The sequence below is a fragment of the Thalassotalea ganghwensis genome (assembly GCF_053485795.1).
In genome coordinates this window covers 83493-99323 of sequence record NZ_JBQRUM010000003.1, presented here as the reverse complement: position 1 = coordinate 99323, position 15831 = coordinate 83493, and the positions used below count along the sequence as shown (strand labels likewise).

General features: G+C 39.4%; 10 protein-coding genes. 9 read left to right on the top strand and 1 reads right to left on the bottom strand.

The window, feature by feature from the left end:
* Positions 1-50: 50 nt before the first annotated feature.
* The gene (locus ACSLUH_RS04015; protein ID WP_448564846.1) at positions 51-4547 is read right to left on the bottom strand and encodes an EAL domain-containing protein; all 4497 of its coding nucleotides are present in this window, start codon (positions 4545-4547) and stop codon (positions 51-53) included.
* 328 nt (positions 4548-4875) lie between these two features.
* Between ACSLUH_RS04015 and prlC the strand changes: the two genes are divergently transcribed.
* The 9 genes from prlC to ACSLUH_RS03970 all read left to right on the top strand — a co-directional run bounded on the left by prlC (position 4876) and on the right by ACSLUH_RS03970 (position 15828).
* Positions 4876-6921 carry an oligopeptidase A gene (gene prlC, locus ACSLUH_RS04010; protein WP_448564844.1) on the top strand — a complete coding sequence of 682 codons (2046 nt, stop codon included), beginning with the start codon at positions 4876-4878 and terminating at the stop codon, positions 6919-6921.
* A gap of 175 nt (positions 6922-7096) precedes the next feature.
* Positions 7097-8260 (top strand): GGDEF domain-containing protein, encoded by a 1164-nt coding sequence (locus ACSLUH_RS04005; RefSeq protein ID WP_448564842.1) that lies wholly within the window; start codon positions 7097-7099, stop codon positions 8258-8260.
* 91 nt (positions 8261-8351) lie between these two features.
* Entirely contained in the window at positions 8352-9026 is a 675-nt protein-coding gene (locus tag ACSLUH_RS04000; protein ID WP_448564840.1) for a DNA-3-methyladenine glycosylase I, read from the top strand.
* Between the two features lie 16 nt (positions 9027-9042).
* Positions 9043-9828, top strand: a complete 786-nt coding sequence (locus ACSLUH_RS03995; protein ID WP_448565218.1) for a class I SAM-dependent methyltransferase — start codon at positions 9043-9045, stop codon at positions 9826-9828.
* A gap of 149 nt (positions 9829-9977) precedes the next feature.
* Positions 9978-11921, top strand: coding sequence for a methyl-accepting chemotaxis protein (locus ACSLUH_RS03990; protein ID WP_448564838.1), 1944 nt, complete (start codon positions 9978-9980; stop codon positions 11919-11921).
* 273 nt (positions 11922-12194) lie between these two features.
* Positions 12195-12668: a peroxiredoxin gene (locus tag ACSLUH_RS03985; protein ID WP_448564836.1), complete on the top strand. Its 474-nt coding sequence runs from the start codon at positions 12195-12197 to the stop codon at positions 12666-12668.
* Between the two features lie 58 nt (positions 12669-12726).
* Positions 12727-13254 carry a non-heme ferritin gene (gene ftnA, locus ACSLUH_RS03980; RefSeq protein ID WP_448564834.1) on the top strand — a complete coding sequence of 176 codons (528 nt, stop codon included), beginning with the start codon at positions 12727-12729 and terminating at the stop codon, positions 13252-13254.
* 176 nt (positions 13255-13430) lie between these two features.
* A complete protein-coding gene (locus ACSLUH_RS03975; RefSeq protein ID WP_448564832.1) occupies positions 13431-14615 on the top strand; it encodes a BaiN/RdsA family NAD(P)/FAD-dependent oxidoreductase in 1185 nt (394 codons plus the stop codon).
* A 109-nt stretch (positions 14616-14724) separates the two neighbouring features.
* Positions 14725-15828: a helix-turn-helix domain-containing protein gene (locus ACSLUH_RS03970; protein ID WP_448564830.1), complete on the top strand. Its 1104-nt coding sequence runs from the start codon at positions 14725-14727 to the stop codon at positions 15826-15828.
* Positions 15829-15831 lie beyond the last annotated feature (3 nt).

The window sequence follows — 15831 nt, the reverse complement described above, 5'->3', positions numbered from 1 at the left end:
CCCCCTTTTCTAGTTCACTACACAAGAAATATTAATTCATTTTTATCTGATTATTTTGAAGAAGCAGTCACTTCTTGCTTGTCCTCAATTAAAAACTGCGCAATTTGTGCAGCGGTGGTTGGTTTACTGTATAAATAGCCTTGAATGGCGTAGCAGTCATTTTTAGCTAAATAATTAAGCTGTTCGACGGTTTCTACACCTTCAGCGATACAGTGCATATCTAAATTTTTCGCCAAGACAAGCGTTGCGTCAACAATTGCTTCATCAGCCTTATGTCGACCGATGCCTTTAATGAAAGAACGATCAATTTTTAACGCATGTAGCGGCAATTGCTTAAGATAATTAAGTGAAGAATAGCCCGTACCAAAATCATCTAACGCTAACTCTATGCCCATATCAGCAAGCTCTCGCATGGTTTGTATCGCAGTTTTAGGATCTGAAATTAAGATACTTTCAGTGATTTCAAACTTTAACGCTTGCGCTGGCAACTGGTATTTTTCAAGCATTAATGACAGCTTACGCACCAAGCTTTCATTACCAAAATGCTGTGCTGATAAGTTAATTGATAAATACATGTCGGGACGATACTGTTGCCACACTTTTAGATCAGCAATCCCCCTCTCCATCGCATCTTCAGTCATCGCGATAATGATATTTAATTCTTCTGCAACAGGGATAAACTCGTTAGGGGGCACTAAACGCTCTTCAGTTTGCCAGCGTAGCAATAATTCACAACCAACAGCCTTACCCGTACTTGAGTTAACAATTGGCTGGTAATAGTTAATAAATTCTTTACCTTGATGAGCTGCTTTAACTTTTGATTCGATTAACAATCTCTGGCTTGCTTCAACATTCATTCGTGGTGTAAAAAACTGAAAGGTATTACGGCCAAGTTGTTTAGCATGATACATGGCAACATCAGCATTTTTTAACAGTTCATCTGAATTGTTGGCATCTTCTGGATACAGCGCAATACCGATACTGGCGCCAACAGATACAGTATTATCTTTAAGATCAATAGGCTCATTAACCACCTTAATCACCTTTTGCGCTATTTTACTGAGTTGACTATTACCATTAAAAGACTCAAGCAAAATAACAAATTCGTCACCACCAATCCGAGCCACTGTATCATCAACTCGTAAAACACTTTTTAATCGCATGGTAATTTCTTTCAATAACATGTCACCGTGATCATGGCCTAACGAATCGTTAACCTTTTTAAAGCGATCTAAATCAATAAAAAATAGCGCCACTGATTGGCCTATTCGCTTTGAGTAATCCATGGCATGCTTGATGCGCTCAAGCAATAATGAGCGATTCGGCAATTCAGTTAAGTGATCATAGTTTGCTAAATAACGCAGTTCCTTTTCTGCATTTTTTTGTGCGGTAATATCAGTAGCAATACAAACAAAGTGAAGAGCATTTGTCGTTTTATTGCGATTAACACTAATGTTCAACAGGACGTGATATTCCTCACCTGTTTTTGCCTGAATTAACTCTTCGCCACGCCAATGATCATCTTCCTTTAGTGTGACAAAGAGTCGTTGATAAAACTCCCGTCGCTTTTTACCTAAGCCAAATACTTGCGAGCTAAAATTTATTTCATCACTGCGCCAGCCAAGAGCATCTTGCAGTGCCTGATTAACAATAATACGATTAAAGTTATCACTGATAATAAATACCCAATCTTTGGTTTGCTTAAACGCTTCGCCATAATATTGTGCGCGCTCGGCATCTGCTCGCGACTGCGTTATATTCGTATATGAGCCAGTTATGCGAGTCGGCTTACCGTTAATATCCGTTTCAACGATTTTGCCTAAATCGGTATACCAAAGCCACTGCCCATCATGAGTTCGCATTCGGTAAGTGCAACTAAAGGTTTCTTTAAGGTTACTCGCTCGCAAAAACTCTTGCCACTGGTGAACAAAGGCTTCCCTATCCCCGTTATGAATTAGCTTGATATGATCATCAAATCGGTATGAGTCACCATAACTCGAATAACCAAGCTCATTGGCAGCACGACTAGCAAAAATCATATTGTCTTTAGCTTGCCAATCCCAAACCTCACTATTACTGCCACGAAGCGCCAGCGATAAGCGCTGTTCTCGTTGCTGAACCTGCTCATGCGCATCAATTAACTGTTGGGTATGTCGTCGTTTCTTGTTTAACCATGAAATGATAAAGCCCATTATAATAATTGCATAAAGCACATAAGCGGCCGGCGAAGCCCATGGCGCATAGCTAACATAGATTTTTACTATTGCTGGCTCAGAATACTTGCCTGTAAATGGTGATTTTACTCGAGCTTGTAATTCATAATTACCAGAAGCTAACGTTGGAAACGTAATATAGTTTTCATTGGTTTCTGGGTAGGTGACATTCTCTCTTCCGACAAGTTTGTATTCAAAGATCATATTGTTTTGATTATTGAAAATTAATGGGGAAAACGCGACTTTAATGCCAACATCATCATAATTTAAATACAGTGGCTGACCTTGATTACGCATAAAAGGCAAATCCAAGCGTCGCGATAACACTTCAACATTGGTAGCATGAAGCTTCAAATTTTCATCCAGCTGTTTGTTTTTCAGCACAAGCGGATCAAATATACTGAAACCATTAATCGAGCCATAGGCTAACTTACCATCGGCAAGCTTGGTCGCCGCCCCACCATTAAATTCTCGGGCGCTGAAGCCATCACCAATATTAAAATTACGGACATGCAATGAATCGACATTTACATAATAAATACCGTTATGACTTGAAAACCAAATATCACCTTCCTGATCAGCAAAGATTCTGTAAACATTAGGATCTATATCGTAACTTTTCTTATCAATAAAATACTTACGCTCTTTGGTTTGTATGTCGATACCCACTAAACCTTCGCTAACAATAGCTAACCAAAGGGTGTTATTACGATCGATAGCAAAACTGTCCATCAAGCGAAAGTCTGTCGCGAGAATATCTGGATGGGTATAAATTTTTTCGGCGCGTTGACTCTCTAAATCATAAAACCACAAAGTATCATTCGTTGATAACAACATTTTTCTAGTGTTTGGTAAAAGCCCAAGTAGGCTATAAATGTTTTTGTCTCCTAAGGTTTGATCAATAACATCTAGCGAATCTACTTCACCATTAAGTAAATTAACACGATTCAGCCCTGACTCTGCTAATACCCATGCAAAACTTTCCTGGTCGACATAAAACAACCAATTCTCTTCTTTGAAAATTGCATTAGTTTCCTTTGAAAAAGGTAAGTCGATAAGTTTCTTGGTATTAATATCGAATACTTGAATATTTTGTGCATTGCTTATCCATAGTCGTTGATATTTATCAGGAGCTGCAAGGTATATAAACGACTCGGTATAAATAACACGCTTATCTTTTTCTACTAAAAACTGCTCAATATTGTCAGTACTTAAATCGACTAAATTTACGCCGTTAGAAGTCCCCACCCAAATTTTATTAGGATCAATATTGTCATTAGTGATTGACCAAACTAAGTTGTCAGACATCCCCCCGACTAAAGACTTTTTATAACGATAATTTTTAACGATACTTAAACTTGGATCCCATTGAAAAACACCATTAGCATTTGATCCCAACCAAAATACACCCTGCTTATCTTTAATTAGTTCAACAACAATATTGTTGTTGAGGTATTCAAAAACATCATTAAACGCAAATAAGTGTTCTATTCGATCATTTTCGGTAGAAACGCGAGTTAAGCCTTTGTAACTGCCAATATAAAGCTCACTGTCATCACCATAGAATGTCCAACTTGGCAATTCAGCAATAACCGACTGGTACATTTCAAATGGTAATTTATTGTCTATCTGATTCCTGATGTTTGTAATATCAATTTTGTAAATGCCATAGTTTGTTCCAAAGTACAGTAATTGCTCAGGACTTAAATAGAATTGATAAACACGGTTTGCTTCCTTCTCGTTTATTTTTCCATCAGGATTAATGACCGTCTCTTGTGTCAATATCGGCAGCTTTTTCCAGTTTTTACTATTAACATCAATAGCAAACATACCACTTTCACTACCTATGAATAGAACCCCTTGATGATAAAGTGTGTTATGAATAACCCGTCTGTCTTCAAGTTCTGCACTAAAATCAACCAAAGTCTCTAAAGCACCAGTCGTCTTATCATAAGTGATGATAGTTTTAGCTGTCGTGATATAAATGATTTGTTCTGGGCCTTCATCGACATCAACGACATAGTAGTCTTTACTTTGCGGGGCATGAAGCAGAATTTTTTGATAGCTATCGGTATGCTTATTATAGGTATACAAGCCTTTACCATTAAGGTTTATCCATAAAAGCCCCTCTTTATCCTGCAACAATTTATAGATGCCATAATTACTAAAATCGCCATCAGGGCCAGGCAGTGTTCGAAAACTGTAACCGTCATAAAGGTTTAAGCCATTTTCTGTCCCTATCCAAATAAAGCCCTCATCATCTTGAAGTAATTGAGTGATACTCGCTTGTGATAAACCTTGCTCGACCGAAAGTGACTTTAATGCAAGGTCCATCAAATTCGCGAAGGATGAGTGGCTCAAGCTCAAAGTAAAACAAATCAGCAAAAAACGAAAACTAGTTAAAAGGGGCATTAAAAACCTATTATGCTTGACTACCTAAATTGCCTAAGAATAGACAATCTCGAAACACCAGTTACTTGAACTGTTTTTTAAGTATATATCGTCTATGAGAATTGACATACCCGATAAATCTTAAGAGTACTCGAAAAGCGATGCAACGCTTTTATTTTTTCTTAACTTATTAACGACAACGTATTGAAATATCAAACCAGAAGTCTTACATCTACTTATACACTAACAGCAACCCGATAGAGTTTAACCGATGTCTAATCCATTAATGTCGACTAGCCTATTACCTGAATTTTCTAAAATTAAGCCTGAACACGTTAAACCCGCAGTAGAACAAGCGATAGCATTGTGCAAACAAACTATTGAAGAAGTATTGTCAGAAGATAAACCGTACAACTGGAAAAACCTTGTCGTACCAGTAGAAGAAGTTGACGATAAACTTGGTAAGCTATGGTCACCAGTATCACACATGAATTCTGTCGTCAGTAGTGACGAGTTAAGAGAAGCTTATGAATCTTGCCTGCCGTTACTTTCAGAATACTCAACCTTTGTAGGTCAGCATCAAGCCCTATTCGAGGCATACCAACAATTGGCTAACAGTGACGCTTATCAGGAACTAGATGTTGCGCAGCGCAAAGTGATTGACAATGCCCTGCGTGATTTCAAACTCTCAGGCATTGCTTTACCTGAACAAGATAAAAAACGTTACGGTGAAATAACCCAACGGTTGTCAGAGCTAAGTTCTAAATTTAACAATAACTTATTAGATGCTACGCACGCCTATCAAGTGCATATTGAAGATGAACAAGAATTAGCTGGTCTACCAGATAGCGCAAAAGAGTCTGCCGCACAATGCGCAAAAGAACACGAAAAATCGGGGTGGTTGTTTACCTTGGATATCCCAAGTTATCTACCAGTGATGATGTATTGTGATAACCGTGAACTGCGTGAAAAACTCTATTGGGGGTTCGTCACTCGGGCTTCAGAACAAGGCCCTAACGCGGGTGAATATGACAACTCAGCCATTATGGTTGAAATTTTAACTTTACGGCATGAACTCGCTAACTTGTTAGGCTTTAAAGATTATGCTGAAAAGTCATTAGCCACCAAAATGGCCAATGACAGTAAAGAAGTGACTGACTTTCTTGAAAGTTTAGCGGCGAAGTCTAAACATCAAGGTGAAAATGATTTAAGCGAATTGAAAGCATTTGCGGCTGAGCAATTTGGTCAAACAGAGCTCGAGCCATGGGACTTACCCTACTATAGTGAAAAACTAAAACAATCTCGCTACGCAATTTCAGATGAGGAACTTCGCCCCTACTTCCCAGAAAGCAGAGTCGTCTCAGGGCTTTTTGAAGTAGTAAATCGCCTTTTTGGTATTCAAATCAAGGCAGTTGAAAACATCGATACATGGCACAAAGATGTAAAGTTTTATCAAGTTTTTGATAAACATGGAGATTTACGTGGCAGTTTCTATCTAGATTTATATGCCCGAGCCAAGAAGCGAGGTGGCGCATGGATGGACGATTGTGTTGGTAGACGATCACTTGCTAGTGGTGACATTCAATACCCTGTTGCTTATCTAACCTGCAATTTCAATGCACCCGTTGGTGATAAGCCAGCCTTATTCACTCATGATGAAGTGATCACACTATTTCATGAGTTTGGTCATGGCATCCATCATATGCTCACACAAGTGAATGCCGGCGGCGTCAGCGGTATTGATGGTGTACCTTGGGATGCAGTCGAACTACCAAGCCAGTTTCTTGAAAATTGGTGCTGGCAACCAGAAGCGCTTTCCTTTATTTCTGGTCACTATCAAACAGGTGAATCGCTCCCGCAAACGATGCTTGATAAAATGCTTGCAGCGAAAAACTTTCAATCAGCAATGCAAATGCTCAGACAACTTGAATTCAGCTTATTTGATTTCAAGATGCACATGAACTTTGATCCAAAAGCTGATAACCATAACTATATTCAAACGATTTTAGATCAAGTACGGGCAGAATACGCAGTTGTATCGACCGCGCCTTTTAATCGCTTTCAGCACAGCTTTGGCCATATATTTGGTGGTGGCTACGCTGCTGGTTATTACAGTTATAAATGGGCGGAAGTACTGTCAGCAGATGCATTTTCTCGATTTGAAGAGGAAGGTATCTTTAACCCACAAGTTGGGCAAGACTTTTTAGAAAATATTCTTGAGAAAGGTGGCTCACAAGAACCGAGTGAATTGTTTAAAGCATTCCGTGGACGAGAGCCTAAAATTGATGCTTTACTACATCACTCAGGGATCGCCTAACAAGATCAACACGCTATAGTTAATGTAAGCGCGAACAGTCAAAAAGGTGTGTCTAGATAAGACACACCTTTTTACGTTTGAAGTTTCACAAAACGACAATAAAGTCTTTATAATATTGCGATATTTCATGCAATTTATCGCAAATTAGGAAAAACGGGCGATCTATGAGGCTCTCTTGTTAAACGAATTTCAAACCGCTATCGCGTATCTTGCCGCATTAAGCATCGTATGCATGGTGTTATTTGCTTTTACCTATTTTTTGCCTCGCCCTGAGAATACAAACAAAGCAAAGTCTAGTGACTACTTTAGACTACTCTTATTGTTCGTCATTGCCGCTCAAAGTACTAATTTATTTCGTTATGATGACGCAATTTTAGCTTCGATAATCATAGGTAATGTGTTGTTGTTATCCATCACCTATTCATTGATGTTTGCTATTTTTACTCGTTATGACGCAACGATTACCCTTGGTCATTACAGTTGGGCTGTCGTTCATGGGTTAATCTTTGCATTACTGTTGTTTAAGTTACATCAATATAGCCAAGTTGGTTATTGGCGAGCATTGCTAACGCTGATCAATATTGCTATTCCATTTAGTTTTACGATTAAAAAGTGCCACCAACAATTTAAAAAACATCGTATTGGTGATCGCGTTTTGTATAGTGCAGTGCTGCTAACACTATTACTTTATTTGTTATACACATTGCTGTTTGCTGTGTTTTATAGTGAACAGATATTCATGCCGCTCATTATTGATTTCATCAGTTTATTAAGTTTTGTTTGCATATTATTTTTTGGCTTCGCGTTGAGCTTAATCTATTCATTAGTGGGCAAATTACGAAAAGAGTTAATTACTGACCGTTTAACCGGTGCGAAAAATCGAAATTATTTTACTGACGCAGCCAAAAGACTGATGTCATTATCACAACGCAGTAAAACGCCGCTAACGCTGATCGCTTGTGATATCGATCATTTCAAGCAAATAAATGATAATTACGGTCACGCCGCAGGTGATCAAGTGCTGGTGGCATTTTGTAAACATATTGAAGAACAACTAAGAGAAGAAGACGTATTTATCCGCATAGGTGGCGAAGAATTTCTTATTTTACTACCACAAATTGGTTTAAAAAATGCTGTTCAAACCGCACAACGCCTTTGTGATTCATTATCATCATTGGCGATTGTATTTAATCAATCGACGTTAACGGTCTCTGCGAGTTTTGGTGTGAGTGAAATAGATGCAGCGATTGATATTAATCAAAACGTTAATAATGCAGATACCGCACTCTATGAAGCAAAGCGCTCCGGCAGAAACAAAGTTGTCGCATTTTCATATTGATATCATCAACTTTGACCATATAACCCTATATTAACTGCCATGTATCTAGAATATCCTGGCCGACACCTTAACCTAACGCTAAGACAAATTGATGGAAACTTTTGAACAAATATACCAACGAGCTGCCGAGCGCAAGGGTGGCAGTGACATTCTAAACCTGATGTTGGGTGAGCCTGCCGATGATACTCAATTATCAAGGCTAAGCGATGATCGCTTCTTATCAGCATTTACTAAGAAAATTTTCCAATCTGGTTTTGTCTGGCGTGTTGTTGAAAATAAGTGGGCAAGTTTTGAAGAAGTTTTTTTCAATTTTGATATAGAAAAAATATTAATGATGCCAGATGAAATGTGGGAAAGGAAAGCCGCAGACCCACAAATCATTCGCAACTTCAATAAGGTTAAAACCATCAAAGCCAACGCCCAGATGATCTACGAACAAGATAATTTCGCAGACTTTATCGCCAATTGGCCCAGTGAGGATATTGTTGGTTTGTGGGCGTATCTTAAAAAAAATGGTCAACGCCTAGGTGGTAATACCGGCCCCTATGCGTTGCGAACTCTCGGAAAAGATACCTTCCTACTCAGCCGCGACGTAGAGGCATATTTTCGCTCGCATGATTTAATTTCAGGCGGATTACAAACCAAAGCTAGCCTAACTACCATTCAACAATGTTTTAATCAATGGCAGCAACAAAGTAATATGTCATTAAGTCAATTAAGCAAACTTATTGCTTTTGCGACAGGTGACAATAATTTAATTTCCTAGGTCAGAACTAATGAGCATGTCCAATATTGCAGTTGCATACGTTAATAATAGTGACACCGACTTAGCGAAGAAGGTCGCTCATCGTTGGCAATTTAATTATATTGGCGATATTGCCTCGATAGATAAACATCCAGAGCTAGCGTTTGTTTTGCAAGTTAATTGTCATCGCCTAGAGCTCATTAAATGTGATGAACCAAAGCTTGGCGCAATTGCGGTAGATTTTGTTGAAGGAGCTAGTGCTCATCGACGAAAATTTGGTGGTGGTAGAGGTCAAGACATTGCTAAGGCGGTTGGACTCAAGCATGGGTTTACCCCAACAGTGTTAGATGCAACCGCTGGTTTAGGTCGCGATGCCTTTGTCTTAGCATCACTTGGTTGTGAAGTTACCATGATCGAACGCATGCCTGTGGTTGCTGCTTTGTTAGAAGATGGCATTGCGCGAGCGCTACTAAACGCTGAGACAAAAGAAATCGCAGAGCGTATGTCATTAATATTTGCTTCGTCGAGTGAAAAAATCTCGGCACTTCGGGCAGCAGACGTGATTTATCTCGATCCGATGTACCCCCATAGAGAGAAATCAGCAGCAGTAAAAAAAGAAATGCGTGTTTTCCAATCACTCGTTGGGGAAGATCTCGATGCAGATGCGTTATTGGCGCCTGCTATAGACCTAGCAACCTATCGTGTTGTCGTTAAACGCCCCTCGTATGCACCACCACTCGCAGGAAAAGCACCATCAACCTCAATAAAAATGAAGAAAAATCGCTTTGATGTTTATGTTAATCAGGCCATACCTAAGCGCTAGTCACCACACTGGTTATTAGTCACAAAAAATGTATATTTATACATTTTTGTGCAAATTTACATTTAATTGTCACAATTCTGTAACCTAAGCGTCATAATTCTAAGGGAAAATTCGCCATCATTTAGCATCCGTTTAAAAGGTGATATTAGGTGCGCGTTTCCAGTTTCTCTCGTCTTTCATTTATAGCTATTAGCCTGTTTGCCATCATCTTTTTAGCAACAATGTATAAAGTCGCCCAATCGCTTGCCGATAGCCGCGCTCAAAATACCAACTATCAAACGCTAAAATCGTTAGCAACGATAAAGTTTAATCGCACTATCGGGCAATATTTGCGTAACGGTGATGCCAATTTACTCAACCAAGCAGAAAAAGAGCTGACAGAAATCACCGCGATAAGTCAGCAATTAGGTGTTGAAGAATTACACCAAGCTATTGATGAAGAAGCAAAATTACTACACACCAATATTGAAACCAAGTTTCGAGCCATTGGAAAACTCAGTGGTGACCCTTTAGCTTTATTGCGTAATGTCGAAGCCGAAATACTGGCGATAAATAAAGAGTTGGCACATTATGCGAGTCAAAGTACGGTTTTATCTGACCAGCAAAAAGTTGAATACCTAACCATTACCAACAAAATCGCTAAGACCAGTGCTGAAATGATCAACAGCCGCGATAAACTCTTTAGCATCGCAGACGTTAGCAGTGATGGCATCGATATCGCTTTAGATGAATTAAATACGTTCTTAGCAACACTGAATAGCTTCCCATTGCTGGAAATCTATCCGAGTGAAGATGAAAGCGATGATGACGACTTTTTCGATGATGAAGACGACAAAGAAGACTTAAGTGAAAGCGCCTTGTCTGATTTAAATTCATTGGTGAATCGTTATCAAAAAGAGCTGTCGACTACATTGGCATTAAAACAGCAACGTGAATCAGGGTTTAGCTTACTCGCTAAACAAGTTGGGGCATTGGAAGAGATTATTTTAACGGGTGAACAAAAGATTAATGACACGCAAAAAAGGTTGAATACCCAACTCAATTGGATAGTGGCTGGCTTATTGCTATTTTTAGTGATCTTTCTTATTTCGAATTACTGGCTGCAACGCTCTGTCATTTTGAACCCATTGCGTAAACTGCGAGATAGTTTCGTACAACTGGTCGAACAGGGTAAAGTTGACAATATTCTCGGTATTGCTGAGAAAACCGAGTTAGGCGAAATTTCTCAAAGTTTCAACCGCATGGTGAACAAACTTGCCGAGGACGATCAACAAAAAGCACAACAACTTGATTTAGTTGCTAAAGCGTTGTCAGCGATGGAACATCAAGTGGCTAATATTTATCAATCGTCCACCAGCACCAGTGAACATGTGCAAGCGGCGCGCAGCATTATGATTGCCTTAGGGGAAGCAACCGAAAACGTTAATACCTTATCTAGCCAAGTGGTTGATAACGCCAAGGCAACGCAACAAGCGATGGAAAGTAGCCAGTCTCGCGTTGCTATGGTACTTGATGCCAGTAAAACAACCAACCAAGCGGCGAAACAGAGTAAAAGCGCAATTACTTCTTTATCACAAGCCGTTGATAGTGTTACCTCGATAGTGGATGTCATTAGTGCCATCGCCGATCAAACGAATTTATTAGCCCTTAATGCCGCAATCGAAGCCGCTCGTGCGGGAGAGCACGGCCGAGGCTTTTCTGTGGTGGCTGATGAAGTAAGACAGTTGGCAGGAAAAACTCAAGAGTCTCTGAATCAAATCAGTAACCGCTTGGATGAATTACAAGGTGCAAGTCATTCAATCGAAAACATCATTATCGACATTGAAAAAGCGTCTGAAAATCAGCAACAAATTGCAGATGAATTACAAGCTACAGCAATAGAAGTGACCGGCCAAGCGCAACGTTCAGCACATGTGGCTATGGATACCCTAAATCAGATCACTCAGCAAAAAGAGCACTTTAATAGTTTTGAAGTGGCGATGAGTAATGTTGATAAAGAAGTGACCGAATCACAACAGCTTGCCGACAGCATTTCCAATGAAGTTAGCACTCACGTTAGAGATATAACATCCACGTTAAAAAAAGCATCTTAAAAATTTTACACTTACCATCGATGAAAGAGTGCGAACTTGCAAGCAAACAACTAAACTATCACTAGGTTCGTTGTTTGGTAGGTATTGCATGGCGAAGTCTTTATGCAAACTCAAGAAAAAAGAGATTGAAAAAAATTTACATGAGCTAGCTCATATCGTTGATAAACCGCGCTTTATTTGTAAAGATTGTGCTCGTAGTGCACATGATAAAGGTTTTTTATGTAAACCTGTCAAACTGCCATTAAATCACCCAACAAAAGGATTACAAAGCACATGATTTCAGTTAACGACAAAATGCCTATCGGCCAACTTCAACAAATTGTTGATGGTAATTTAGTGATTCACAATACGCCTGAATTATTTGCTAACCGAAAAGTGGTACTGTTTGCTGTGCCTGGCGCTTTTACTCCGACTTGCTCAGCTGCACACTTACCTGGTTATGTTGTTTCAGCTGATGAATTAAAAGCCAAAGGCGTCGATATGATCATTTGTTTATCTGTTAACGACGCTTTTGTCATGAATGCTTGGGGTGAAGCGCAAAACGCAGAAAGCATTATGATGCTCGCCGATGGCGATGCAAGTTACACCAAAGCACTAGGCTTAGAAATGGATACTCAGGGCTTTGGCGGCATTCGTTCACAACGCTATTCAATGATCATTAACAATGGCGTAGTGACCAACTTACATTTAGAAGAGCCGAAAGCATTTGAAGTCAGTAAAGCAGAAGTTATACTAGACATTCTCTAGCGATATCGTTTAGCGACCTATCGCATTCTTATTGATTAAAAAGCCGCTAGGAGTTTTCATGTTAAAACCAGAAATGGTCGACAAGTTAAACCAACAAATTAACTTAGAGTTTTATTCTTCCAATTTATACCTGCAAATGAGTGCTTGGTGCGAAGACCACGGTTTTGAAGGTGCGGCCGAATTCATGCGCAAACATGCATTAGAAGAAATGGATCATATGAATCGTTTATTCACTTATGTGAGCGAAACAGGTGCTTTACCTATTATTGGTGCGATTGACGCACCGCCACACCAATTCAAGTCGTTGGGTGAGGTATTTGAAAAAACCTACGAACATGAATGTATGATCACAGAGCAAATTAATAGCTTGGCACACCATGCATTTTCAAATCAGGATTATTCTACTTTTAACTTTTTACAGTGGTATGTTGCTGAGCAACATGAGGAAGAAACCTTATTTAAAAGCGTTCTGGATAAAATTAATTTGGTTGGTCATGATGGCCATGCATTGTTCTTTGTCGATAAAGATTTAGCCGATCTTGCCAAAACAGGCTCAAGCAGCATCATGAATAGTGGTGGCGCTTAACAATAACGTTGCCAATACGTAAAAGGGCTGCAGCGCAGCCCTTTTTTATCTTTAATATTTTAAATTTTATTAGCTTCACTACTTTTCTATCATTTCGCTAACCTCATCAAGTGTTATAGAGATCACCTGCAAATATCCTTATAATGCCAAGCAATTCGACAATAGAGTAAAAAATATTGATTCACACTGACGTTCTCATTATTGGTGCAGGTGCCGCAGGGCTTATGTGCGCTGCAACGGCGGGCTACCGCGGCAAATCGGTTACTGTTGTCGATATGGGGAAAAAGCCAGGGCGTAAGATACTGATCAGTGGCGGGGGCAGATGCAACTTTACCAACGAAAATGCTGCACCTGACAATTATCTTTGTCAAAACCCGCATTTTATCAAATCGGCATTAAGCCGCTATCGCTCACAAGACTTTATCGAGCTGGTTGAACGACATGGCGTTTCCTATCATCACAAAACCCTTGGGCAGTTATTTTGTGATAATAGTGCGCAAGACATCGTTGATATCCTGATGACCGAGTGCGATTGGGCTGGCGTCTCTGTCAAAATGCGCAGTGAAGTTTTATCGGTTACAAAAGTAGACGATGGGTTTACCATTCAAACCACTGACCAATATTATCACTGTCAATCTCTTGTGGTTGCTTCAGGCGGGCTCACTATGCCAAAGCTTGGTGCAACACCGATAGGATACAAAATCGCAGAACAATTTGGTTTAAAGGTACTACCCACAGTCGCCGCATTAGTTCCTTTTACCCTGCACTCACATGATAAAGAACGATTCGATGGTTTATCAGGCATTAGTATTCCCACTATCGTCACCAGTGAATCCGGGGTTAGCTTCAAAGAAAACATTCTCTTTACTCATCGAGGCTTATCAGGCCCGGCTATCTTGCAGGTTTCATCGTTTTGGCAAGCAGGACAAGCAGTAACGATTGACCTACTGCCCGAAACAAAATTCGCTGAGCTCATCGCTTTCTGGCGTCAAGACAGTAGCCAAAAATCGCTTAAAAATATGTTATCAACTGTGCTTCCAAAACGTTTTGTCGAAGCAATGGTTAGCCAAAAGGAAATTATCGATAAATCTATCGCCCAAATTAGTAACGCGGAGGTTGATGTACTTAATCAATACCTGCATCACTGGCAAATAAAGCCCAATGGTACTGAAGGCTATCGAACCGCTGAAGTTACCTTAGGAGGCGTCGATACCGATGAGCTTTCATCTAAAACATTTGAAAGCAAAAAAGTATTGGGTCTTTACTTTATTGGTGAAGTGATAGATGTGACAGGATGGCTAGGAGGCTACAATTTCCAGGCATGCTGGGCGGAAGGTGTCGCTTGTGGTTTGGCTTGCTAATGATTTCTTTAAATTAAAACGAAGACAATCCACTCTAAAGAAGTCTAATTTTTGTTTAAACTATCTTATTACGTGGACTGATTTCTTTGTTAACTGTTAGTATCGACATATGACTGATGAATTTCTGAAAATAATTCTTTTACTCAGTGTTGGGCAAGGTCTTACGCTATCCTTGTTGCTTTTGTTTAAGAAAAAAGGGCAGCTTTGGGCTAACCGAACTTTGTCACTTTTTATAGTTCTAAATATTATTCCCCTGTGGAATGAATATGTTAGCTATTTACCGCTTTCATACAGTTCCCTGATTATTCATCCAACTATTTTTTATTTGCCATTTTTACTTGGTCCATTGCTATATTTATACACGGTTAGTTTCACCCAGACTGAAAAACCGTCGACTTTCACGTGGGGTTTACTTGCTGCGGGTCCTGTTTTTGGTGTTTTTTTTAAAAGTGCACATTTTTATTTCATTGATGGAGGGTTCAGTCAGTACGTTTGGTATTGGTTTTTTATGCTGGTTAGCATTCAATTGGTTTGTTGCTTAGTTGCATGCTGGCTGAGAATTAAAGTGCACCATGAGAATATTAAGCAAAACCTATCGAATCTTGAAAAAGCAAAGGTAGATTGGCTCAAGCTAATAATTGCTGGCTATGTAATACTGCTCGTAATTGAAATGATTAAAATGAGTGCAAGGTTCATGGGGTTTGAAGTATTCGAATCAATGCGTTTAGCCGTTAGTATTTCAGAATGCATTTTTATCTTTTTGATTGGTTTCTGGGGAATAAGCAAGCCAGAAATCCATTTTGAACAAGTTCTGGTTAAAGCGAATAGTAAGTACGATAACTCCACTTTAACTAAAAATAGCGCTCAGAAGCTTATTAACCAGCTTAATTTTTTAATGCGCAATGAAGAAGTTTTTATGGATAATGAGGTCTCATTAGCTTCTCTAGCCGAAAATCTAGACGTTACTCCTCATCATTTGTCGCAAGCACTGAATGAACAACTTGGACAGAACTTTTATGATTTTATAAACTCAGCCCGAATCGAGCGAGCTAAGCAAATGTTAGCTGATGCCGCATTTCAAAAATTACCTATAATTGATGTTGCTTATCAGGTTGGTTTTAACAATAAAACCTCATTCAATAACGCTTTCAAGAAATACACGCAAACAACCCCTAGTCAATTTAGAGCAAGCTCTATGAAAATTGCTTCTTAAGAA

Bases quoted from the DNA above. Each gene is read 5' to 3' on its own strand.
- ACSLUH_RS04000 (WP_448564840.1), top strand. From the start codon at position 8,352: ATGGAAACTTTTGAACAAATATACCAACGAGCTGCCGAGCGCAAGGGT.
- prlC (WP_448564844.1), top strand. From the start codon at position 4,876: ATGTCTAATCCATTAATGTCGACTAGCCTATTACCTGAATTTTCTAAA.
- ACSLUH_RS03970 (WP_448564830.1), top strand. From the start codon at position 14,725: ATGACTGATGAATTTCTGAAAATAATTCTTTTACTCAGTGTTGGGCAA.
- ACSLUH_RS03995 (WP_448565218.1), top strand. From the start codon at position 9,043: ATGTCCAATATTGCAGTTGCATACGTTAATAATAGTGACACCGACTTA.
- ftnA (WP_448564834.1), top strand. From the start codon at position 12,727: ATGTTAAAACCAGAAATGGTCGACAAGTTAAACCAACAAATTAACTTA.
- ACSLUH_RS04015 (WP_448564846.1), bottom strand. From the start codon at position 4,547: ATGGACCTTGCATTAAAGTCACTTTCGGTCGAGCAAGGTTTATCACAA.
- ACSLUH_RS03985 (WP_448564836.1), top strand. From the start codon at position 12,195: ATGATTTCAGTTAACGACAAAATGCCTATCGGCCAACTTCAACAAATT.